General features: G+C 45.0%; 20 protein-coding genes. 11 read left to right on the top strand and 9 right to left on the bottom strand.

Going from position 1 to position 22,544, the window contains the following annotated elements; genetic code table 11:
* The first annotated feature begins 146 nt into the window (after positions 1 to 146).
* From MJO46_RS00385 to MJO46_RS00375, 3 genes are all read left to right on the top strand, one after another.
* Positions 147 to 2,081, top strand: coding sequence for a PrkA family serine protein kinase (locus tag MJO46_RS00385; RefSeq protein WP_198780282.1), 1,935 nt, complete (start codon positions 147 to 149; stop codon positions 2,079 to 2,081).
* A gap of 65 nt (positions 2,082 to 2,146) precedes the next feature.
* Positions 2,147 to 3,415, top strand: coding sequence for a YeaH/YhbH family protein (locus MJO46_RS00380; protein WP_253987621.1), 1,269 nt, complete (start codon positions 2,147 to 2,149; stop codon positions 3,413 to 3,415).
* Between the two features lie 9 nt (positions 3,416 to 3,424).
* Entirely contained in the window at positions 3,425 to 4,945 is a 1,521-nt protein-coding gene (locus MJO46_RS00375) for a SpoVR family protein (RefSeq protein WP_253987620.1), read from the top strand.
* Positions 4,946 to 5,030: 85 nt separating this feature from the next.
* Here the strand turns inward: MJO46_RS00375 and fadR are convergent, their stop codons facing one another.
* Positions 5,031 to 5,747, bottom strand: coding sequence for a fatty acid metabolism transcriptional regulator FadR (fadR, locus tag MJO46_RS00370; protein ID WP_253987852.1), 717 nt, complete (start codon positions 5,745 to 5,747; stop codon positions 5,031 to 5,033).
* Between the two features lie 304 nt (positions 5,748 to 6,051).
* Here fadR and nhaB point away from each other — a divergent pair, with 304 nt between their 5' ends.
* The 3 genes from nhaB (at position 6,052) to MJO46_RS00355 (ending at position 11,113) form a co-directional block, all read left to right on the top strand.
* Positions 6,052 to 7,650, top strand: coding sequence for a sodium/proton antiporter NhaB (gene nhaB, locus MJO46_RS00365; RefSeq protein WP_253987619.1), 1,599 nt, complete (start codon positions 6,052 to 6,054; stop codon positions 7,648 to 7,650).
* 152 nt (positions 7,651 to 7,802) lie between these two features.
* Positions 7,803 to 8,330, top strand: a complete 528-nt coding sequence (gene dsbB, locus MJO46_RS00360; RefSeq protein ID WP_253987618.1) for a disulfide bond formation protein DsbB — start codon at positions 7,803 to 7,805, stop codon at positions 8,328 to 8,330.
* Between the two features lie 173 nt (positions 8,331 to 8,503).
* On the top strand, positions 8,504 to 11,113 hold the full coding sequence (locus MJO46_RS00355; protein ID WP_253987617.1) for a PAS domain-containing protein: 2,610 nt from the start codon (positions 8,504 to 8,506) through the stop codon (positions 11,111 to 11,113).
* A 90-nt stretch (positions 11,114 to 11,203) separates the two neighbouring features.
* On the opposite strand, the gene MJO46_RS00350 is transcribed toward MJO46_RS00355, so the two are convergent.
* From MJO46_RS00350 to MJO46_RS00315, 8 genes are all read right to left on the bottom strand, one after another.
* Positions 11,204 to 11,584, bottom strand: a complete 381-nt coding sequence (locus MJO46_RS00350; protein WP_253987616.1) for an STAS/SEC14 domain-containing protein — start codon at positions 11,582 to 11,584, stop codon at positions 11,204 to 11,206.
* A 43-nt stretch (positions 11,585 to 11,627) separates the two neighbouring features.
* Positions 11,628 to 11,984, bottom strand: a complete 357-nt coding sequence (locus tag MJO46_RS00345; protein ID WP_198780289.1) for a DUF3802 family protein — start codon at positions 11,982 to 11,984, stop codon at positions 11,628 to 11,630.
* A 174-nt stretch (positions 11,985 to 12,158) separates the two neighbouring features.
* Positions 12,159 to 12,734 (bottom strand): YceI family protein, encoded by a 576-nt coding sequence (locus MJO46_RS00340; RefSeq protein WP_253987615.1) that lies wholly within the window; start codon positions 12,732 to 12,734, stop codon positions 12,159 to 12,161.
* Between the two features lie 200 nt (positions 12,735 to 12,934).
* Positions 12,935 to 13,387 carry a YaiI/YqxD family protein gene (locus MJO46_RS00335; RefSeq protein WP_253987614.1) on the bottom strand — a complete coding sequence of 151 codons (453 nt, stop codon included), beginning with the start codon at positions 13,385 to 13,387 and terminating at the stop codon, positions 12,935 to 12,937.
* A gap of 42 nt (positions 13,388 to 13,429) precedes the next feature.
* The gene (pdxH, locus tag MJO46_RS00330) at positions 13,430 to 14,068 is read right to left on the bottom strand and encodes a pyridoxamine 5'-phosphate oxidase (RefSeq protein ID WP_253987613.1); all 639 of its coding nucleotides are present in this window, start codon (positions 14,066 to 14,068) and stop codon (positions 13,430 to 13,432) included.
* A gap of 151 nt (positions 14,069 to 14,219) precedes the next feature.
* Positions 14,220 to 15,161: an S-adenosylmethionine decarboxylase proenzyme gene (locus MJO46_RS00325; protein WP_253987612.1), complete on the bottom strand. Its 942-nt coding sequence runs from the start codon at positions 15,159 to 15,161 to the stop codon at positions 14,220 to 14,222.
* Positions 15,162 to 15,307: 146 nt separating this feature from the next.
* On the bottom strand, positions 15,308 to 17,221 hold the full coding sequence (gene speA / locus MJO46_RS00320; RefSeq protein ID WP_253987611.1) for a biosynthetic arginine decarboxylase: 1,914 nt from the start codon (positions 17,219 to 17,221) through the stop codon (positions 15,308 to 15,310).
* Positions 17,222 to 17,708: 487 nt separating this feature from the next.
* Complete coding sequence (locus MJO46_RS00315) at positions 17,709 to 17,861, bottom strand: hypothetical protein (protein ID WP_253987610.1); 153 nt, start codon at positions 17,859 to 17,861, stop codon at positions 17,709 to 17,711.
* A gap of 534 nt (positions 17,862 to 18,395) precedes the next feature.
* On the opposite strand from MJO46_RS00315, the gene MJO46_RS00310 reads away from it, so the two are divergent.
* The 5 genes from MJO46_RS00310 (at position 18,396) to MJO46_RS00290 (ending at position 22,383) form a co-directional block, all read left to right on the top strand.
* Complete coding sequence (locus MJO46_RS00310; RefSeq protein WP_253987609.1) at positions 18,396 to 19,238, top strand: S1 RNA-binding domain-containing protein; 843 nt, start codon at positions 18,396 to 18,398, stop codon at positions 19,236 to 19,238.
* A gap of 133 nt (positions 19,239 to 19,371) precedes the next feature.
* Complete coding sequence (locus MJO46_RS00305) at positions 19,372 to 20,025, top strand: YceH family protein (RefSeq protein WP_253987608.1); 654 nt, start codon at positions 19,372 to 19,374, stop codon at positions 20,023 to 20,025.
* A gap of 69 nt (positions 20,026 to 20,094) precedes the next feature.
* Entirely contained in the window at positions 20,095 to 20,925 is an 831-nt protein-coding gene (locus MJO46_RS00300; protein ID WP_253987607.1) for an ABC transporter permease subunit, read from the top strand.
* The gene (locus MJO46_RS00295; RefSeq protein WP_253987606.1) at positions 20,922 to 21,851 is read left to right on the top strand and encodes an ABC transporter ATP-binding protein; all 930 of its coding nucleotides are present in this window, start codon (positions 20,922 to 20,924) and stop codon (positions 21,849 to 21,851) included. Before MJO46_RS00300 ends, MJO46_RS00295 begins: the two co-directional genes overlap by 4 nt.
* 256 nt (positions 21,852 to 22,107) lie before the next feature.
* Complete coding sequence (locus tag MJO46_RS00290) at positions 22,108 to 22,383, top strand: HU family DNA-binding protein (RefSeq protein ID WP_253987605.1); 276 nt, start codon at positions 22,108 to 22,110, stop codon at positions 22,381 to 22,383.
* Positions 22,384 to 22,544: the final 161 nt, after the last annotated feature.

Genomic DNA, 22,544 nt, shown 5'->3' with positions numbered 1-22,544 from the left:
GCAACAATTGCATTTGCAATCATTTGTTATTGTTTTATTTGATATTTTTTTTGACACAGGTATCGAGTTTGTGTCTAAGATTAGTATAGGAAGCTGGCAAACCAGTTCTCCGTTCCATGACATCACTGGCGTTTCAGGGGGTTTATATGGGCATTTTCGAGCATTACCAAAAGCGCTACGAACAAAAACTCGATGAAGAATACACTTTGCAGGAGTTTCTCGACATCTGTAAAGAAGATCGCAGTGCTTACATGTCAGCATCAGAACGGCTCTTGCTTGCCATTGGCGAAGCAGAAGTCATAGATACCGCAAAAAATCCAATACTTAGCCGTATTTTTTCCAACCGTCTTATTTCACGTTACCCCGCATTTAAAGATTTCTTCGGCATGGAAGATGCGATTGAGCAAATCGTGGCCTACCTCAAACACTCAGCTCAAGGCTTAGAGGAATCGAAGCAAATCCTGTATTTGCTCGGTCCTGTGGGCGGCGGTAAATCATCATTGGCTGAAAAGCTCAAAGCACTAATGCAAAAAGTCCCCATTTATATCCTAAGCGCAAACGGGGTACGCAGCCCAGTGAACGATCATCCTTTCTGCCTCTTTGACGCCGACGAAGATGGCCAACTATTAAAAGATGAATTTAACATCCCTATCCGCTACCTAAAGACCATAATGTCTCCCTGGGCAGTGAAAAGACTGCACGAGTTTGGTGGCGATATTTCTAAATTCCGCGTTGTTAAAGTGTTCCCTTCGATCCTAGATCAAATTGCGATAGCTAAGACGGAACCTGGGGATGAAAACAATCAAGATATTTCGTCCTTAGTGGGTAAAGTCGATATTCGTCAGCTTGAACATTTTTCCCAAGATGATGCCGATGCCTATGCCTATTCGGGGGCATTATGCCGCGCGAATCAAGGAATGATGGAATTCGTCGAGATGTTTAAGGCACCGATAAAAGTGCTACATCCCCTGCTTACTGCCACCCAAGAAGGTAACTATAACGGCACCGAAGGCCTATCTGCCCTGCCCTATAGTGGCATCATTCTGGCTCATTCGAATGAATCGGAATGGTCAACCTTTAAAAACAATAAGAATAACGAAGCCTTCCTCGACCGTGTTTATATCGTCAAAGTACCCTACTGTTTACGGGTATCTGAAGAGCTGCAAATCTATCAAAAGCTGCTCATTAACTCCGAGCTATCGAAAGCCCCCTGTGCCCCTGGCACCCTAGAAACCCTAGCGCAATTTAGTGTGCTATCGCGCCTAAAAGCACCGGAAAACTCCTCCATCTACTCTAAGATGCGGGTTTATAACGGGGAAAGCCTAAAAGATACCGATCCTAAGGCTAAATCCTACCAAGAATACCGCGATTATGCCGGTGTCGACGAAGGGATGAATGGGCTATCTACCCGTTTCGCCTTTAAGATCCTATCGCGGGTATTTAACTTCGATCACTCTGAAATCGCCGCCAATCCGGTGCATTTATTCTATGTGCTTGAACGCCAGATAGAGCAAGAGCAGTTCCCCAGCGATACCGCCGAACGCTATCTTGAATTTTTAAAGGGCTACTTAATCCCTAAATACGTGGAGTTTATTGGTAAAGAAATTCAAACCGCTTACCTAGAGTCTTACTCTGAATACGGCCAAAATATCTTTGACCGCTACGTCACTTACGCCGACTTTTGGATCCAAGATCAGGAATATCGCGATCCAGAAACCGGTCAACTGTTCGATCGCGCCGCCCTCAATGCCGAACTGGAAAAAATTGAGAAACCCGCTGGGATCAGCAACCCCAAAGATTTCCGTAATGAAATCGTCAACTTTGTGCTGCGCGCCCGCGCTAACCATGAGGGTAATAATCCCCTCTGGACCAGCTACGAGAAACTTCGCACTGTGATCGAGAAGAAAATGTTCTCCAACACAGAAGATTTACTGCCAGTGATTTCCTTTAACGCCAAAACCTCGAATGACGATCAACGCAAACACGATGATTTTGTCAATCGCATGATGGAGAAAGGCTATACCAAGAAGCAAGTCCGACTCTTGTCTGAGTGGTATTTACGGGTGCGTAAATCCTCTTAAACTTGCGCTCGCTAAGTACAGGCTTTGGTGCTACCAAAGCCTTCGCTGGGGTTTGGGAGGTGCGTATGGCGAACTTTATCGACAGACGGTTGAATGCGAAAGGAAAAAGCACAGTCAACCGTCAACGCTTTATCAATAGATATAAGCAACAAATCAAAAAAGCCGTCAGCGATGCGGTGACACGTCGCAGTGTAACGGATGTAGATAAAGGCGAAAAAATCAGTATCCCTACGCGGGATATCAGTGAACCTATGTTTCACCAAGGCAAGGGCGGTGTCAGGGACAGAGTACACCCCGGAAATGATCAATTTACCCGTGGAGATAAAATCGATAGGCCGCTCGGGGGTTCAGGCGGCGGTGCGGGCAAAGGCGATGCCTCGGATTCAGGCGAAGGGAACGATGATTTTGTCTTTGAAATTTCAAAGGATGAATACCTAGAGCTACTATTTGAAGACTTAGAATTACCGAATCTACAAAAAAACCGCCTCAATAAATTGGTGGAATATCAGGTTTATCGCGCCGGATTTACCAACGATGGCGTACCCGCAAACATTAATATTGTCCGCTCCCTACGTTCATCACTGGCACGCCGTATTGCGATGTCGGCGAGTAAAAAGAAGCTATTAGTGGAATTAGAACAAGAGTTGGCGGAGCTTGAGAATATTCCAGGGACTCAGGCAGAGCTAATTCTCGATTTAAAGGCCCAAATAGAGGAGTTAAAACAAAAGATTGCAAATGTTCCCTTTATCGATACCTTCGATCTACGCTTTAATAACTTTGCCAAACGGGAAATTCCCTCTAGCCAAGCGGTCATGTTTTGCCTGATGGACGTATCAGGCTCAATGGATCAAGCCACTAAGGATATGGCAAAACGCTTTTATATCTTGCTTTATCTGTTCCTGACTAGGACCTATAAAAACTTAGAAGTGGTCTATATTCGCCACCATACCCAAGCCAAAGAAGTCGACGAACATGAGTTTTTCTACTCCCAAGAAACGGGCGGAACGATTGTTTCAAGTGCTTTGAAATTGATGCATGAAATTCAACAGGCACGCTATCCCGCCGATGAATGGAATATTTATGCCGCCCAAGCCTCAGACGGCGATAACTGGGCGGATGATTCGCCAACCTGTCGGCAGTTATTAGAGCAAAAAATTCTGCCGTTAGTACGCTACTTTAGTTATATCGAAATCACCAATCGCGCCCATCAAACCCTGTGGCGCGAATACGAATCCCTACAACAGCATTACGATAACATTGCGGTGCAACATATTCGTCAAGCGGAAGATATCTACCCTGTATTTAGAGAGTTATTTAAGAAGCAGGCGGTTTAAGGGGGTATTATGGGGAAGAAATCAACAACACCACTGAGCGATGGTCCCGATTGGAGCTTTGAGTTGCTGCAGGACTATCTGAAGGAAATTGAACGGGTAGCCGCCCTATACAAACTCAGCGCCTACCCGAATCAAATTGAAGTCATCACCGCCGAACAAATGATGGACGCCTATGCGGGGATAGGCATGCCCATAGGCTACACCCATTGGTCCTTCGGCAAACGTTTTATCGAAACAGAGCAAGGCTATAAACGGGGGCAAATGGGCCTTGCCTACGAGATTGTAATTAACTCAAACCCTTGTATTGCTTATTTAATGGAGGAAAACACTATCACTATGCAGGCACTCGTGATAGCGCACGCCTGTTTTGGACACAATAGTTTCTTTAAAAATAACTACTTATTTAAAACTTGGACCGATGCCAGTTCGATCATCGATTACTTAGTCTTTGCCAAAAACTACATCAGTGACTGTGAGCAGAGATACGGGGCTGAACAAGTCGAAAGCGTGATTGACTCCTGCCATGCACTGATGAATTACGGGGTTGACCGTTATAAACGGCCTTCTGAAATCTCCTTCCGTGAGGAACAAGCTCGGCAAAAGGACCGTGAAGCCTATCTACAGAGTCAAGTGAATGACCTTTGGCGCACGATCCCGAACCAACAACAGGGTCAATCCCAAGCTGAAAAACGTCGTTTTCCCGCAGAGCCGCAGGAAAATATTCTCTATTTCATCGAAAAAAATGCCCCGTTGCTCGAGCCTTGGCAACGGGAGATTATCCGCATAGTACGTAAAATGGCCCAATATTTTTACCCACAAAAACAAACACAAGTGATGAACGAAGGCTGGGCAACCTTCTGGCATTACACCATTTTAAACCACCTATACGATGACGGCGTGGTCACAGACCGTTTTATGATGGAGTTTTTACAGAGCCATACGGGTGTTGTGGCACAACCCGAGTACAACAGCCGTTACTATAATGGCATTAACCCCTATGCCTTAGGTTTTGCCATGTTCACCGATATCCGGCGTATTTGTGAAGATCCCACCGAAGAAGATAAGGTTTGGTTTCCCGAGATCGCTGGAAGTGACTGGCTAGAAACATTGCATTTTGCCATGCAAAATTTTAAGGATGAGAGTTTTATCAGCCAATACCTTTCCCCTCGGGTCATCCGCCAATTTAAATTATTTGGTATCCATGACGATGAAAAACGCAATTATCTCTCTGTGTCTGCAATCCACGATGAACAAGGTTATCAAAATATTCGGCAGTTATTATCGCAGCAGTATAACCTGTCAAATATTGAACCTAATATCCAAGTCCATAATGTGGAAATCAATGGTGATCGCTCTTTAACCTTAAGGTATGTACCGAATAACGATATCCCCCTCGCTAATACCTATAAAGAAGTATTAAAACACTTGCATAGACTATGGGGATTTACAGTGACGCTTGAACAAAAAAATGCCGATGCCAGTATTAATATTTTAGCGACCTGCCCAGAACCCGTTAAATCGGAATTGTAGTTTTGTAAAACTGTAAAAAGCAAAAGCCGTTTCCAATGGAAACGGCTTTTATAAAACTACCGACAATGTTCCTCAAAGGGAGAAATTAATTATCCTGCGCTATGGATGCTGGCATATCGTCCCGTAATTGTAACCACATTTTGCCACTGTTAATGCCATAGGTACGCATTAGCGCGGGTACATCCACATAATTTTTTGCCTTTGCCAGCAGTTCTAATTCTTTATAGAAGTTTAAGGCCAGCAAACGCGCCTCAGAACTACTAAAATAATAGCGCCCCACTCGGCTATATAAACCTTTAAAACCATTTAAGATCAGCACATAGAGTGGATTGCCGGATGAAAATGCTAAGGTGTGGTGCAATAAATAGTCATATTCAGCGAAAGATTCAGCCGTGTCTTCTAATTGGTGGATTTTTGCCAACACACCGACCGCAGTTTCAGGGTTGTAACGCAGTGCACCACGAAAATAAATGGCACTCACATTGGTTCTGGCCGAGAGCAGTTGATCCACCAGCACAGGAAAACCTTCGGGATTGAGATCGGCAATCGTCTCAAGAATATTTAAACCTGAGGTTTCCCAAAAATTGTTCACCCGTGTCGGTTTACCATGTTGAATTTTCAACCAACCGTCACGGGCTAGGCGTTGTAGCACTTCACGCAGGGTGGTGCGCGTCACGCCAATCAACTCAGAAAGCTCACGTTCAGCCGGTAAAATGGACCCTGGTGGGAATTTATTTTCCCAAATTGATCTCACAATATACTTCTCTGCAAAACTTGCAGGTCCTTTGGCGTTGATAATCATCAGCCCACTTATCCAGTTGTTGTGCGTCGTAATGGTCACTGATCATACCAGAGCGGTAAAAAATGGAAACCATTGACTGAAAATCCCCGCACAGTGCCAGTATAAATGTCACAAAAGCGCTCAATAAATAGACTAATATCAAAGCTTATTGAGTCAATTTTGCCGATTAGCTCCGCTTTTTGAAATATGAGCCCCTGTATCTCATTACATTAGCATTCTCTTTAGGCTAGACTGATTTTCCAAGTACGGGTAAATACAACATAACACGTGCAAATTTTTTAACATAATTAGAAGAGAGGATGCCATGCCGGTGACAATGAGCCAGGCGTTTATTGGAAACTTCTTAGGAAATTCCCCTAAGTGGTACAAAATCGCAATACTGTCATTTTTAATAATCAATCCAATACTCTTTTTCTATGTCAGCCCCTTTGTGGCTGGTTGGGTATTAGTGCTTGAGTTTATTTTTACCTTAGCCATGGCTTTAAAATGTTACCCGCTGCAGCCCGGTGGTCTATTAGCCATAGAAGCCGTTGCAATTGGTATGACCTCGGCCAGTCAAGTTTTACATGAAATAGAAGCCAACCTCGAAGTATTACTATTGCTGGTCTTTATGGTGGCCGGTATTTATTTCATGAAGCAATTGCTGTTATTTGCCTTCACGAAAATGATCACTAAAGTACGCTCAAAAATTTTAGTGTCCTTGATGTTCTGTCTCGCTTCCGCCTTCTTATCCGCATTCCTAGATGCATTAACGGTTATTGCGGTCATTATTGCAGTGGCTGTTGGCTTTTATGCGATTTATCACAAAGTGGCTTCTGGAAAAGACTTCTCGGCCGATCATGACCATACCTCAGAAGGCAAGAGCGGCGATGATAACCAGCTTGATGAAGCAGAATTAGAGTCATTCCGTGGTTTTCTACGTAACCTATTGATGCATGCGGGTGTAGGAACCGCACTCGGTGGGGTTTGCACTATGGTGGGCGAGCCACAGAACTTGATCATTGCCGCCCAGGCAAATTGGCAATTTGGTGAGTTTGCCATCCGCATGTCGCCCGTGACAGTACCCGTGTTGATTGCGGGGATCCTAACTTGCTATTTAGTTGAAAAATTCCATATTTTTGGTTATGGCGCCAAACTTCCCGATGCAGTACATAGGATCCTATGTGAATATGCGGCCTACGAAGATGCCCGTCGTACCAATAAAGACAATATCAAGCTAATAGTACAAGCGTTAGTAGGGATCTGGTTGATTGCCGGCCTAGCCTTGCATTTAGCCTCTGTCGGCCTAATTGGTTTGTCTGTCATCATTTTAACCACCGCCTTCAACGGCGTGACCGATGAACACGCTCTCGGAAAAGCCTTCGAAGAGGCATTACCCTTTACAGCACTTTTAGCGGTATTTTTTGCCGTGGTAGGGGTTATTATTGACCAACACCTATTCGCTCCGGTTATCCAATGGGCATTGGGCTATCAAGGCAATACACAGTTAGTCATCTTCTATATCGCCAATGGTTTATTGTCGATGGTGAGCGATAACGTATTTGTGGGCACTGTGTATATTAACGAAGTCAAAGCCGCATTAATTAACGGACAAATTAGCCGCGATCAGTTCGACTTACTGGCGGTGGCAATCAACACTGGTACTAACCTACCTTCAGTTGCCACACCAAACGGCCAAGCCGCCTTCCTATTCTTATTAACCTCAGCCCTCGCCCCGCTCATTCGCTTATCCTATGGCAGAATGGTCTGGATGGCTCTCCCCTACACTATCGTCTTATCGATAGTCGGCGTGTTAGCGATTGAGACTGGTTTCTTAGAGCAGGCAACGCAATACTTCTACGACTCGCAACTTATCATGCACCACAGCGTGCAGGAAGCCATAGAGGGTGCCACTGGGCACTAATATATCTCTCCAAACAACCTGAAGATGCTGAAACTCGTATCTTCAGGTAAATTGGATATATCTCTGAGTTGACTGAACTTTCTTAAATGAGTAGAGTCCAAAAAACGCCCCCAGCCTTTGAGGGCGTTTTCGTTACTATGGAGCCCATATCTTTGACTGTACTTACTCGCTTTGCCCATTCCCGAATCTCTTGGTTGGCCCTCGGTGGCACAGCCCTATCCCTAGAGGCGGCTGCACTGTATTTTCAATATGTTATGAAACTCGATCCCTGCGTGATGTGTATCTACCAAAGATTAGCCGTATTTGGTATTTTTGCGGCTGGGCTGATTGGAATGATAGCCCCTAAGTATTTGATAGTGAGGATTGTTGCCGCGCTCGGTTGGGCTGTAAGTGCGACATGGGGATTGAAACTCGCCCTCGCATTAGTGGATATGCAAAATAACCCCTCGCCTTTTTCAACCTGTTCCTTTTTACCTGACTTCCCTGCTTGGATGCCGCTTCACGAATGGTTTCCATCGATTATGCTCCCTACGGGCATGTGTACCGATGCTCCATGGCATTTTATGGGGGTGACAATGGCAGAATGGATGGTGGTGGCATTCAGTGGTTTTCTGGTTGTATGGCTACTGTTTATCGTGCCAATCCTCAGCCGCTCGGCTAAACCTTCACTCTATAAATAGCTTAAGCTAAGGCAGGTGTTATACCTGCCTTTATCCACTACCACTGGTGAAGTTTACGGTTTTAATCAGTGAGTTCCGCCATAAAAATCCCCTCATCTTTGATATAAGCTAATAGCAAAAGAGTTAAAAAGCGCTACACTGGCTCAATGGAAAGCGTATTACGGAACGCTGCGATGACGGACAAAAGCTCAAGCACTGAATCACAATCCACCTTGACGCCATGGCAAAACAGTTTGCCCTTTAAATTCAGTCTTATTCAACTCGTTATCGCCAGTATTCTGATTTTTAGCACTGCTTGGGTGATGCTTAGCATTCAAAATCAACAGCTCTCGGAGCAGCAAGCGGTACTGAATCAAAACCACGGCCAAATTGTTATCGCAAAATTGCAGGAAATGACATCCCAGGTCGAAAATCTTGTCAGCGCGATCAGCAATATCGCCATGCTTTACCGTTATGATAAACAGCAATTGAGCACAGCCATACCAGCCTTATTTTCTATTGAAAATCAAAAAGAGATTATTTCTGGTGGTGGCATTTGGCCAGAACCAGGCAGCTTCAATCAGCAGAAATTTCGCGACAGTCTCTTCTGGTCACACAATATTCACAATGAATTGATTGCAATAGACACCTACAACGATGAAGCTTTTCCAAGTTATCACACCGAGGAATGGTATCGTCCGACACGGTTTTTCCCGGCAGGAAAAACCTTTTGGTCTAAATCCTACGTCGATCCTACTACCCATGAACCTATGATCACGGCATCTGGGGCTATGTGGATGGAACATCAGTTTATTGGTGCTGCAACGGTAGATATCAACTTAGGTAAGCTCGATATCCTGCTGCGAAATGCCATGGCAGATGTCGGAGGTTATGTCATTGCACTGGACCATCAAAATCAAGTACTCGCCTATCCACACACCAAAGATCATAACCAACCAGAAGCCAATACGACTCACACCTTACTCACCTTCGATGCACTCGCCAAATCAACAATAGCCTTCGCGCCTGTTGCCTCGGCGCTAAACAGTGCGGATCGTACCTTTGTCGAGCAAGCCATTGCCCAGCGCGTGTTTACCCAAGAGCAAATGGACAACCTCACCCGCTTAAGTAAAGGCAACGAGCGTGAAATGCTTGCCGCCATAGTCAATAACAGCGCGCTAAACCAATTTACCGTACCTAAATTATTGGCCTCAATGTCCTTAGCGACGGACCCTATCTTGAACACGCCCTCGCTCGTGTCCATTTTCCTTATGCCTAATACCTATTGGAAGATATTAGTCGTCACGCCCATTGCACCATTACAAGATACAGCGATGCATTTGGTGGAGAAAATAGGCATATATCTGGTTTTGATTCAATTGCTTGGGCTCATTTTACTGTTCTTATTGCAACATAGATTGCTGATTTCACCCATTATGGAGATGGTGCGAGCGCTTAAACGCAACGATCCGGCCTCCATTGAAATCAAAGCGAATCAACGCCAGGATGAAATTGGCTTATTGGCAAAAACCTTTTTATCACGCACCCAACAACTCGAAGTGGCGATGGCCAGCTTAGATGCCAGTAACCTTGCCCTAGAGCAACAACTACAGAGTCAACAGCTCTTTCAACAGGAACTAAACTGCCATAAAGAACAGTTACGAGCCTTGTTAAAGTTCTCACCCAATCTGATTTACATCAAAGATTTAAATGGGAAATACATCCTAGTTAACGATAAATACTGTGAAGTGCTTGGCATTGAACGTAGACGCATTATTGGTGCATCTGACTTCGACCTGTTCCATAGCCAACTTGCCCAGATTTACCAGCAAAATGATCAACGGGTCACCCATAGCCGTGACGCCATCAATTTTGAAGAAGTGATCCCCTCCCACCGCGGAGAATTAGTGTATCAGATGGCAAAATTCGATATTAAAGATGATGAAGACAATTCAATCGCCGTTGGCGCCATCGGCTTTGATATAGAACTGCGTAAACGCCAAGAACGGGAGCTAGAAAAGCTACTGCAAACTCAGGTTATCAGCATACAAAAACAACAAGACAAAACCCAGTTAGCCAATGATGAAAACGCTGAGTTACGCCAGCAACTTGCGCTCACTCATGATGAAATAGCGCAGCAGCAACTCAACTTAAGTCGGTTACAAAGCCAAAAATTAATGCAGAACTTTCTTGCCGATATCATGACACAGCTAATGCAGGAGCAAGACCATCTGCTAGGGCAAATTTGTCAAACCCAAGCCGAGGCAAGCTCTGAATATCAAACCCATATTATCGAGTTAATGGCACACCAAGCCGATAGATTAAGGCACATTTCACAGTTATTTACCGCCCATCAATCCGATATTAGGCCATTGCATCTTGCTCAATTTATTCGCCATTTACTCGGGCTATTGCAGGGACAACTTACCCGGGTGAATGTCAACGTCAGCCTAACATGCGATGAAAATTTGATCATCGATGGGAGTTCATGGCAATACCTGCAATTCTTCTATCGACTCATTAGCAACACCTTGAACCATGCATTCAAAGAGCACAATCAGTCCCGGGTACTGCACATAAATATCACAAGGCAAGCCAATACACTCCATTTACAACTCGAAGACAATGGCGTGGGGATGACCGAATTACAGCTGAACCAGTTGAGACAGGAAATGTCGCAGGATCTCTGTCTTGGGACGCTCACCTGCTTAAGTTTGTGGGTGAAAAACGATCTTAACGGTGTGTTCTACCTTGAAAGTGAACTCAATAAAGGCACGCGGGTGGTTTGCAGTTGGCCATTATAAACACGAATACTCGCTCCTTAGGGCCAAAGCTATTTATGCCACAACTATTCATGTCGCAAAAGGACACAACTCATACAACAAAAGGGGCAACTACACTTCAACCACTTCGACTTGGTCTAACCAAATCTGAGCTTGCTGACGCTCACTGACAGAAAACACTTTGACCGGGCAAGGCAAGATTAAGGCTAACGCATTGACCATAGGCCCCATGCTTTCGGTGTCGGCAATCATCACCACACGCGCAAAATCACTTAAGTGAAATAAACTCAACCAAGCGTCATCCCACAAGGCGCCCACCGAAATACCCACAAATTCAGGGCTAAACTCATACCATAAACGGATACAGGCGTGATCCTGTAACTTGGCCTCAATGGCGGGGATAAGTTGGGAAGCGATATCTTGATGGCTCACTCTGCCAGAAACTACAATAGTCAAAATATCATCGGCATAACCGGGTGATATGGTCAACATATAAGATCCCCTATCAACAGATAACATGGGAAGCAGATATCAATTAAGCATGGGCCTGCAATTTAGCAATTTCTTGGTCGAACAGATTTTTAATCAAACCGGAAAACTCCGCCACAAAGAGCATCTGCGCGGGAGTGGCTTTATGATTTGCCACCGAGGCTAAAATTTCCTCTAAGTCGTAGACTATGGCATCCACTTCTCGGATGATCATATTACGTTCGGCAAAGGATAAGGAAGGATTCTGGCCACAGACCATAATAATTTGGGCAGACAATTGCTCTTCAAATAACTCCATCACAGTATCATCGGAAACACTTTGGGTATCTGGCGTTTCAAATAAGCCAAGGTGCTCAGTCAAATACTGGATCAAATGCATGTAACCGTCTTTATCTGTGACCATTTTTTACCCTTAACACCCATAAACTTAGTGCCACTTACGGCCCTATTACAACAAAAATGAAAACCTTGAGACACCTTACACTCAACCAAGGCTCCAATGCACCACGTCAGCTACCGACTCACCATACCCTAAATAAGTTAGCTGACGTGTTGATCTATGCCAATCTTATTGAAGTTACTGAGTTAAGGTTAGTACAAATGACACAGGAACAGCCTGGCTAATACTCGATAAACCCGCAATATCACGTAATTTATCGACACCAGCCACTAAATCGAATTCATTAGCATTGACTATTATCGGCTGAAAACTGCTAACCATCAGTTTATTATCAGATACTTTGGTTATAATTACCGAAAAAGTTTTTGTTTGCTCTTTGCCATGCAGTGAAATTTTACCATCATAATCGGCAACTTTGCTTTCACCTACGGCTAAATCCTTAAGCATCTTGCTATCGACCTGTGATGTAAGCTTCAACTCAGGATAAAGCGAGACTTCAAACAACAGATTCTGTAAGCGCTCATCACGTACTTCAATACCTGTTGCCACCCCCGCTAAGGGGATAGTTAAGTCAAATTGACCGCTATCTGCTAACGTCCCTTTAAGCTGCTTAAAATAATGCACTTCACCGATATCGCCTTTTTTCACCGAAATAAAACTGACTCTCGAATCCTGCTCCATCACTTGCCATTTGGCGGCACAACTAAAACTGGCCATCGCAGATAAGGCAACAATTCCAATCCATTTGTTCATTGTATCAGTCCTCAACAGTGGGGTTAAAAAGATACCGTGGCCATATTAAACCTAGGTATCGGGTTCAGATTTTGCTCAGTTATCTGCCACTTACTCCCCAAACCACCCTAGGATATAAATGTTAGATAAGTGTAGGTATCGATGAGCTATGCGTCACTAAAGATACTCTTTTTATCCATTAGCGACCAGTAAACTATCACTTAAACCCGCACCAACCACTTATCTAAACTATTGGCGAAAGCTTGTTTATCCGCCTGGGAAAATGCCTCTGGTCCACCAGTATGGACACCAGAACCGCGCAAATCCTCCATAAAATCCCGCATGGTCAGTTTTTGCTTAATATTGTCCACGGTGTACAACTCACCGCGGGGATTGAGCGCCAATGCACCTTTTTCAATCACTAACGCCGCGAGGGGAATATCCGCAGTGATCACTAAATGCGTTGGTTCGACATGATCGACAATATATTGATCCGCCACATCAAAACCCGAGCCGACGCGGATTTGGCTAATATAAGGCGATGGCGGTATACGGATCAGCTGATTAGCGACGAGCACCAGCGCCATCCCTTTGCGCTCCGCTGCCCTAAAGAGGATTTCTTTAATGGGATTGGGGCAAGCATCGGCATCGACCCAAATTTTATACTGACTCAAATCAGTCACTCCAATATCATAAACATCAGCAAGTTGGTGGCATTATGGCGCTAGGCGGTCAATATCCCATGTGTCATCGCGGCGGGTATAAATAAAGCGGTCGTGTAATCTGTGCTCGCCACCTTGCCAAAACTCGATGCTGGAAGGCTTAATCAGGTATCCACCCCAAAAACTCGGTAGGGGCACATCTCCCTTGGCAAATTTTGCCTTCATCTCCATAAACTTGCCCTCGAGCACTTGTCTGGCACTGAGTTTACTCGACTGCTGTGATACCCAAGCGGCAATTTGGCTCTCCTTCGGGCGCGTCATAAAATATTTTACGACTTCTGCGGTTGAGAGCGGCTGCGCCTCACCGAGCACTGAGACTTGTCGCTCTAAAGGATGCCAAGGAAAATGCAAACTGACTTTATTATTGGCGGCAATCTGCTGCGCCTTGCGGCTGCCTAAATTAGTGAAAAAAACGAACCCAGTATCATCGAACCGTTTCAGTAATACGATACGTTGAAACGGCTGGCCATGTTCATCCACAGTGGCGACACACATAGCCGTCGGATCGCTAAGCTCAGCATCCCTCGCCTGCGTCATCCACAGTTCAAACAAGTCCATTGGGTTTTGCGGTAAATCGGCGCGACGTAAGCCACCTTTTGCGTATTCGCGGCGGATATCACTGAGATCTGTCATAGGATTTCCTTATAGGCACACAACACAATTGCATATTGGCGAGAGTCTAACATGATAATAAAAACGTTAGCTCTGCGACGTTAGCCCTGCGGATAAAATAACATTTCCACAAAAGCTGGGGCAAACGCCCACATTTACATAAGCCTCATATTTACATTAGTTCAGGGCTCAAGACTTCAGCCTGCCGCTGCTGATAGTGATTAAAGCCAATATGGTAGCCCTGCTCCATCGTTAATGAACAACGTCCTAAGCATAAATGCTCAGGGGCTCCTTGGGCCTCGAGGGGATGATTAAAGCCAATCAAGTCCCAACTCACGGGTGAAAACAGATGTAACAGGTGCCCTAGCACAGCGTGAGGATATAGCGACAAATCAAGATTGGTTTCAAGACTCACGTAGGAGCAGGCATAGGCCTGCCCCGCCTGTGGGGTAATATGCAGGGTAATATAATATTCACCCCAGAGCCCATTCATTGAAAAGCCGTAGGGTTCAAATAGATGCGCATCAAATATGAACTGTGGGAACAAGGTATCCAACTTAAGCTTGCGGCAAATATCCCCTAGGGTCTGTGTTTCACCATTGAGGTATTCTGCCAGTTCACCGCGGATATGGTACATCAGCAGTTCTATCGTGCGTTCTTCTGCTTGGGCTTTATAATGCCCCTCTGTACAGAAAAAATAATGGTGATGCGAATCTAAGTGCCCCATACGAAAGGCTTTACCTGCAATCAACCGCCGTAATTGGATAATATCCTCGGCAAAGGTGCTATTTTGCAGGTGGGCATGGTATTCATTTTTACGCTGATAACTTAAGAAGGCGATATTAGCCGCGCCAAAGTGCTCAATAAAATAACAGGCGGCGTTGACTAAGGTACTGTTACCACAGGTTAATATTAAGATCCTATGCTCCCAGACGAACAGGCTCGATTCGCTGAGTAAATAGGCATCACAGTGGTCATTTTTAAGACTGGAGAGGATATCGGCATTTGCATGTCGCACTAGCGCAACCCAAAATGACAGATCTAATTGACGTAAATTCGTCACCGCTGGGCTCACTGTAATCTCAAGCTTTTTTTCTGAGCCTTCAAAAAACATCAACTCTTTGACTCCTCTGCCGTTAGTAACTCATCCCAGCGCAATTTTACACGACTCACTGGGCAAGCAAAGTAAAAAGCATAGGGCTATAAAAACAAAAATCAGCCTAAGTTACCCTAGGCTGATTCCTTTTAACACACTAAATTTTATGAAAAATCTTCTAAATAAGTATAGCCTTTCAGGCCTACTTGCAACTCTTCTAAAATTTGCGCACGCTCATCTTCCGCTATGTGCTGGTTCACTAACTCTTCATAGGTACGCATAAAATCGACCGCATCCAAGTTAACATAGCGCAATACGTCAGCGACAGTATCACCCGCCAATACCGACTCAATGTTAGTCACACCGTTATCTTCGATACGAACCACTGCTGAGTTTGTATCACCAAACAGGTTATGCATATCGCCGAGGATTTCTTGGTAGGCTCCCACCAGGAAGAAACCAATCAAATACGGGCTTTCAGCGCTCCAGGCCGGTACTGGTAGCGTGGTTTCAATGCCTTGACCATCCACGTATTGATCCACAATACCGTCGGAGTCACAGGTAATATCTAGCATTACAGCACGGCGCTCTGGGGCTTTATCTAAGCCCGACAATGGGAGTACTGGGAACACTTGATCAATACCCCAGGCATCCGGTAACGACTGGAATAGCGAAAAGTTAACGAAGAATTTATCGGCTAACTTTTCATTGAGTTCATCGATAATCGGTCTGTGGTAACGGTTTTTAGTGCTCAACAGGCCTTGCACTTCATGGCAAACACGCAGGTTGGCCTGCTCGGCCCATGCACGCTCCGCCAGAGTTAACTGACCTAAGGCAAACAGGGATTGCGCTTCCTGTAAGTCACTTTGACTATCATGGTAAATCTCGATCAAGGCACGCTGATCGGCACGGCCACTGATCTCAGACCATGAATGCCACATGTTGTGTAATAATTGTGGCGAGTCCTCCGCTGGCGGTTGAATATCCTCAGGCAGATAAGCCTCGGTACCAATCACGTCTGTGATAAGCACGGCATGGTGCGCAGTCAAGTAACGGCCAGATTCTGAAATAATACGTGGCATTGGCTGCTCGTATTCATTACAGATATCGGTCAATACGTTAACGATATTGTTGGCATACTCGGTCAGGCCATAGTTCATCGAATTATTACTTTGGCTACGAGTACCGTCGTAATCCACCGCTAAACCACCGCCCACGTCGAAGCAGTTCACGCTTGCACCCAGCTCACGCAATTCACAGTAGAAGCGCCCCGCTTCGCTCACACCTTGACGAATATCGCGGATATTGGCAATTTGCGAACCTAAATGGAAATGCAGTAACTGCAGCGAATCCAGCATATCGTGTTGCTTTAACTGATCGACCACAGTCAAAATCTGGGCAGCAGATAAACCAAACTTAGATTTCTCACCGCCGCTGGCCTGCCACTTACCTTTACCTTGGAAGGCAAGGCGAGCACGTAAGCCCAAACGAGGCTTAACACCCAAACGCTTAGACTCTGCCAACACCATCTTAAGCTCAGACAGTTTCTCTAATACGATATAAACCTTGTGGCCTAACTTTTCACCAATCAGTGCTAAACGGATATATTCATTATCTTTATAACCATTACATACAATGACTGAACTGGCTTTTTGCGCCATGGCTAACACAGCCATCAGCTCAGGCTTACTGCCCGCTTCTAAACCCAGTTGTGGTACTTCTTTTGATGCCTGACTCGCCAGGATCTCTTCCACCACGGTTTGCTGTTGGTTTACTTTAATGGGGTAAACCAGCAAATAGTCCGCCTGATACTCATACTTTTGTATCGCTTGGTCAAATGCTTGGCACAGGCTGTTGACTCTGTGATGCAGGATCTGCGGAAAACGCACCAACACAGGTAAAGCGACCCCCGCCTTAACCATATCTTTGGCTAGCTCATTTAAACCAATCTTGTAATCAGGATTTTTAGGATCCGGTGACACTGTCACCTCACCTTGGTCGCTGATCCCATAAAAACCTTGGCTCCAGTGAGTAACATTGTACCCAGCACGAGCATCATCAATAGACCAATCATTCATTTTTATTTAGCCCGTCTATTAAAAAATGGGTTGGACGGCCATTTGCTTGTTACAAGACCGCCCGTTCGACAAACCCAGGCAAAGGGATACCTTACCTGACATACATTAAAGGTGAATATCACCTTTTATTGGTGCAGCAAAATCACGCAAGTTTAGGCGACCTTGATGCTATTTTCATTAATACCGCAGGGAGTAGTCCAATGCCGCATTATTGGGTATTCAATTATAGGAAATACAAATCTATGTATTCCTTTTTTGCCAACCGAGTTCTACCGATCAGCGGAGTGTTTACCATACCCCTAGCTATGGCTAAAAAACACTCAAAAAGCCGAAGTTACAGTGAGAGTCACACTTTAGCGGTTTAAGCCCAAACGGCCGCAATCCCTCTATAAAGAGTGCAAACAACACCAAAAACAAATAACACTAGGGAACAACATCACACATTAGGTGGCACAGCTTGAGCTTATCCACCTAATAAAAGACAAGATTAAAGAAACTGGGGACTGTTGGCTTCTTCACGGCCAGAGTTGATGCGAATTAACGTGAGATGCTTAAGGCCAGTATCATCGTAGGGTACGACAATAGCATGCTGACATTGTGATGCTTTAAGGCAAAGTGCAAAAAATGGATGCTTGTGCATTAGCTAAAAAAACCCTCTTAACCCCATGTAACAGCTATAGATTGTTTGTTACACGGTTAATGACCAGTGAACCATAAAACCTTTACTACTCACGTAATATTGATCTATTTGCAACGAGCTAACTCGTTAAACGGCGCAATTAAACCGCGCAATGTCACAGAATGCAAGCAAGAATCTCATTTAATATTTTACGTTAAAATATAATAAACACCCGCGTAACAAACATCGACCATTACCACCATTTTTACTCATAAAAATAAGAGGCTTAGCTAGATATCGCAAATTAGCTCTGTTCAATATTTTTTAATAGCTTTAGCACAAAAATTGACAATGCCAACTATAAGAATAACCTCACATCTGCTGCTGTTGGATTTCTTTCTCTCGGCGTGGCTTGGATATGAGTCAGCAGCACAGTCATATTTTAACTCCCTTGCAGGCCCACTATGATCAATCTCAGTGGCAATAAAGCTGCTGTTTCAATGCTAAAGCGGTTATAATCGCCGCTGAATCACATCCATATGCACAGAGAAATCCATGGTACAGATAGGTAAAACCTGCAAACTTGAAGTTGTAAAACAAGTCAGTTTTGGCGTATATCTCAACGCGCACGAACTAGGGCAAGTATTGCTGCCAAATAAAGCCACCCCAAAGGACTGCCAAGTCGGTGATTGGCTTGAGGTGTTTCTGTACCTAGATTCTGAAGATATAGTGATCGCCACCACTCGCCGTCCATTGGCACAGGTGGGTGAGTTTGCCTATTTAAAAGCGGTATCTACTGGGCCCTATGGCGCCTTTTTAGACTGGGGCTTAGATAAAGATCTGTTACTCCCCTTCGGTGAGCAGCATAAGCCAATCGAAGAGGGTCGCTCCTATTTAGTCTATGTGCATGCCAACCGTGCCGATGAGCGAATTGTCGCTTCATCTAAAATCGATAAATTCCTCGACAAAACTGAACCTGACTATCAGGTGGGCGAACAAGTGGATTTGTATATCGGCGGCACCACAGATTTAGGTTACAAAGCCATTATCAATCATGCCCATTGGGGGGTGATTTACCAGAATGAAGTCTTCCAAAAGTTGCGATTTGGCCAGCGCGTCAAAGGCTTTATTAAACAAGTACGCCGTGATGGTAAAATCGATCTAGTACTGCAACAGGGCAGTAAGCAAGAGTTAGATAAACACGCCCACATTATCTTAAGTAAACTCAAACTCTCTGGCGGCTTCTTGGCCTTAACCGATAAAACCGACGCTGAAATCATCTACGATCAGCTAGGAATGAGTAAAAAAGCCTTTAAAAAAGCCATAGGTGGCCTCTTTAAAAATGGCCAACTGAGTATAGATAATGATGGATTGCGTTTAACTACAACCGCAGAATAATCAACTCTATTCAGTACTTAGCGTTAAAATTGTACAGTTTACCGCCACTAAGGCTGAGTTTAACTGACAACGTCTAGGATATTAAGCATGGCTCTGTTATAAACAAAGCCATGCTTTTTTCTTTGGAGCTTATATGGAACTCACGTTACACGAAGCCAGAGTCATCGGATGCCTGCTGGAAAAAGAAATCACCACTCCCGAGCAATACCCACTCTCGCTAAACGCTTTGACCTTAGCCTGTAATCAAAAAACCAGCCGCGAGCCCGTGTTGGACTTAAGCGAAACCCAAGTCCAAGATGCCCTTGATTCCCTGAATAAAAAACGTTTGATCAGCGAGCAATCTGGCTTTGGTAGCCGTGTGGTCAAGTATAAACATAGATTCTGCAACACCGAATTCAGTGAGTTGCAATTATCCCCTGCCGCCGTCGCTATCGTCTGTTTACTCCTGCTTCGCGGCCCGCAAACTCCCGGAGAACTGCGCACCCGCAGTAATAGACTCCATGAATTTAAGGATGTCACAGACGTTGAAGATTGCATCAAGCAACTTATGAGCCGTGAAAAACCGATTTTAAAACAGCTGCCAAGGGAGCCTGGTCGTAGGGAGTGTCGCTATATTGAGCTATTTTCAGAGGCATCCGCCCAGACTCAGAGCTCAAATGCGCCAGTGGCCAGTGCGGCCCTTGAACAAACGACAGATGCAGAACTGGTCGCCAGAGTGACACAATTAGAACAGCAAGTTGCGGCCCTGACCGAGAAGCTTGATGAGCTGCTCGCATCACTTAGCTAATGCTTTTATGCAAGTAGGGCTTTTATGCTGCTTGTATACAGTTCGAACTTTCAAAAATAGAGACAGCGAATGACACATAATCCGCCCAGTACATTCAATAACATGTTTATTATCGCTGTCTTTGAACTGCGAAAATTTTTCTTTAATACCCGTGGCATTATTGCACTAATAGCCTTTGCTCTGGTGTGGGGAATTTTGTTGCTCTACCCCATTAAAGGGGCATCGGCGATGTTGATGCAACCGAATATCAAAGACTTAATCGATGGCCTCTTTGGCGAAAATACCCTTAATGTCTTATTTGAATGGCCAGTGGCAGAGATGGCGGTATTTTGGTGTTTTGCGCTATATCTATTCCCGATGTTTAGCATCTTGATTGCCGCCGATCAGTTTTCATCGGACAAAACCCGTGGCACGCTGCGTTTCTACACCATTCGCACCAGCCGTGATAGCTTATTATTTGGCCGCTTCCTCGGGCAAATATTGATCCAAGGCCTGCTGATTTTACTGACGATAATAGCCACTATCGCCCTCGCCCTTAGCAGAGACAGTCAGTTGTTTTTACAGGCAATAAGCTCTGGTGCCTTAGTAGGTTTGAATTTGATCATCGTGATTTTGCCCTTTACTGCAGTGATGACCCTATTATCTTTATATGCCCGCACCGCGCGTCAGGCGATGGTATTGGCAACTATCCTGTGGACATTAGTGTCACTCGCGATATTACTCCTGAGTCATCAATCGAGCCTGTTAGCTGAACTTCAATGGTTGCTGCCTGGCGCTCAGCTTTCCAACATGATCAATACTAATGGTCTCAATAGTTTAGCCTTTGCCTACATCCCATTATTACAAACTGCGGCAGCCCTATTACTTGGCCGAGTTTACATGCAAAGGAGCTCAGTATGAGTCTTATCCAGTGCCAAGGTTTATCTAAGTCCTACGGCAGCAAAAAGGCATTAAAGAATGTCAGCTTTAGCTTAAACCCGGGGGCGCCCATTGCCCTTGTCGGCCCCAATGGTGCGGGTAAAACCACCCTATTTAGCCTGTTATGTGGCTATTTATCGCCGAGTGAAGGCACTATCCATTTGCTAGGAGAAGTCCCAAACAGCCCTAAACTCTTAGGCAAAGTCGCGGCGCTACCACAGGATGCAACCCTAGATCCTAACTTAACCATTGCCAGTCAACTGGCTCTGTTTGCCCGTCTGCAGGGCATGAATGCCAAATTAGCCGCAGAAGAAGCTTTACGGGTTCTGAGCTTAGTGGATTTGGTCGATGTCGCTCAGCAAAAGCCACCGAGTTTAAGCCACGGCATGGGAAAACGTGTCGCCATAGCCCAAGCCTTGATAGGCTCACCGACACTCGTTCTGCTGGATGAACCTACCGCAGGACTCGACCCCGCCAATGCCAAAAAAGTACGTGAATTGGTGAAAGCCCTTTCACCCACAACGACATTCATGATCAGCTCCCATAATTTAGACGAGCTGGAAAAACTCTGCGATCAAGTGCTGTACTTAGATAAGGGTGAACTAAGCCAATCCGTCTCCATGCGCGCCAACACCGACAGTGACTATCTCACCTTGACCATGCAGAACTGCGACAGTGAAAAATTATTGCAGGAAGTGGCTAAGCTTAGCGGCGTCATCAATGTGAGTGCCAAGCAAAGCAATAGCTTTGTTATCCAACTCGCACCGAATGAAGATAAGACGGCGGAACAATCTGCGATCGATAACTATCAGTTTGAAATGAAACTACTTTCCCTCTTTAACCATCACCATTGGCAATACAAGATGCTGATGAAGGGGCGCACATTAGAAGAAACCTTGTTCTCATAACAATAACCCATTGCGCCCGCGAGGGCGCTTCCCCACGGATCATGGTTAGTCGCGAATTTGCGTATCCATGGCTCAACGCCACCCAACAAGCCCTATTCTAATAAAAGCCAATAAATAAGCTCGTTGCACAATAGACAGCCACCAATAATCAATAAAACAGCAGTTAAGTCCCTTTGGCAAACCTTGGCTTTCAATCTGATCTTAAGCTTGTTATAACTCCCCCCTTCCTGCTCTTTCGCTGAATTCAGAGGTTTCAATGAACAAAGCACAACTTATTCAACGTATTGCCACATCGCTTGAACAGTCCCAAGCCAGCACTAAGCCGGTAGTCGAGCAAATCCTGCAACAGATCCATATAGCCTTGAGTGAAGGAGAAAAGGTCTTTTTGCCCCAATTTGGCACCTTTGAGTTACGTTATCATTTGCCTAAATCTGGCCGTAATCCGCAGACAGGTGAAACAATGGAGATCGCAGGGTTTAATCAGCCAAGTTTTAAGGCGGCAACGGCGCTAAAACAAGCGATTAACAATTAGGATAACGCAAGTGTGTTCCGTCCTAAGATAGGTTTGTCCCGTCCTAAGATAGGTTGACAGTTTTTAGGCCAGCTCCAGTAGCTGGCCTTTTCTATTGTGCACCTGATTAGGGGTTGCCATATTCAAACTCAGATGCGGTCTCATATCGTTGTATATTGCTA

It is taken from the genome of Shewanella sp. KJ2020, assembly GCF_024197625.1.
Taxonomy (GTDB): domain Bacteria; phylum Pseudomonadota; class Gammaproteobacteria; order Enterobacterales; family Shewanellaceae; genus Shewanella.
Note: the sequence above shows the minus strand (reverse complement) of the source record. Positions and strands in the feature narration are given on the sequence as shown.

Coding starts and splice junctions, on each gene's coding strand:
- MJO46_RS00385 (WP_198780282.1), top strand. CDS start 147: ATGGGCATTTTCGAGCATTACCAAAAGCGCTACGAACAAAAACTCGAT.
- MJO46_RS00375 (WP_253987620.1), top strand. CDS start 3,425: ATGGGGAAGAAATCAACAACACCACTGAGCGATGGTCCCGATTGGAGC.
- MJO46_RS00380 (WP_253987621.1), top strand. CDS start 2,147: ATGGCGAACTTTATCGACAGACGGTTGAATGCGAAAGGAAAAAGCACA.
- MJO46_RS00355 (WP_253987617.1), top strand. CDS start 8,504: ATGACGGACAAAAGCTCAAGCACTGAATCACAATCCACCTTGACGCCA.
- MJO46_RS00300 (WP_253987607.1), top strand. CDS start 20,095: ATGACACATAATCCGCCCAGTACATTCAATAACATGTTTATTATCGCT.
- speA (WP_253987611.1), bottom strand. CDS start 17,221: ATGAATGATTGGTCTATTGATGATGCTCGTGCTGGGTACAATGTTACT.
- MJO46_RS00290 (WP_253987605.1), top strand. CDS start 22,108: ATGAACAAAGCACAACTTATTCAACGTATTGCCACATCGCTTGAACAG.
- pdxH (WP_253987613.1), bottom strand. CDS start 14,068: ATGACAGATCTCAGTGATATCCGCCGCGAATACGCAAAAGGTGGCTTA.
- MJO46_RS00310 (WP_253987609.1), top strand. CDS start 18,396: ATGGTACAGATAGGTAAAACCTGCAAACTTGAAGTTGTAAAACAAGTC.
- MJO46_RS00305 (WP_253987608.1), top strand. CDS start 19,372: ATGGAACTCACGTTACACGAAGCCAGAGTCATCGGATGCCTGCTGGAA.
- MJO46_RS00325 (WP_253987612.1), bottom strand. CDS start 15,161: ATGTTTTTTGAAGGCTCAGAAAAAAAGCTTGAGATTACAGTGAGCCCA.
- nhaB (WP_253987619.1), top strand. CDS start 6,052: ATGCCGGTGACAATGAGCCAGGCGTTTATTGGAAACTTCTTAGGAAAT.
- MJO46_RS00350 (WP_253987616.1), bottom strand. CDS start 11,584: ATGTTGACCATATCACCCGGTTATGCCGATGATATTTTGACTATTGTA.
- MJO46_RS00315 (WP_253987610.1), bottom strand. CDS start 17,861: ATGCACAAGCATCCATTTTTTGCACTTTGCCTTAAAGCATCACAATGT.
- MJO46_RS00340 (WP_253987615.1), bottom strand. CDS start 12,734: ATGAACAAATGGATTGGAATTGTTGCCTTATCTGCGATGGCCAGTTTT.
- MJO46_RS00345 (WP_198780289.1), bottom strand. CDS start 11,984: ATGGTCACAGATAAAGACGGTTACATGCATTTGATCCAGTATTTGACT.
- MJO46_RS00295 (WP_253987606.1), top strand. CDS start 20,922: ATGAGTCTTATCCAGTGCCAAGGTTTATCTAAGTCCTACGGCAGCAAA.
- fadR (WP_253987852.1), bottom strand. CDS start 5,747: ATGATTATCAACGCCAAAGGACCTGCAAGTTTTGCAGAGAAGTATATT.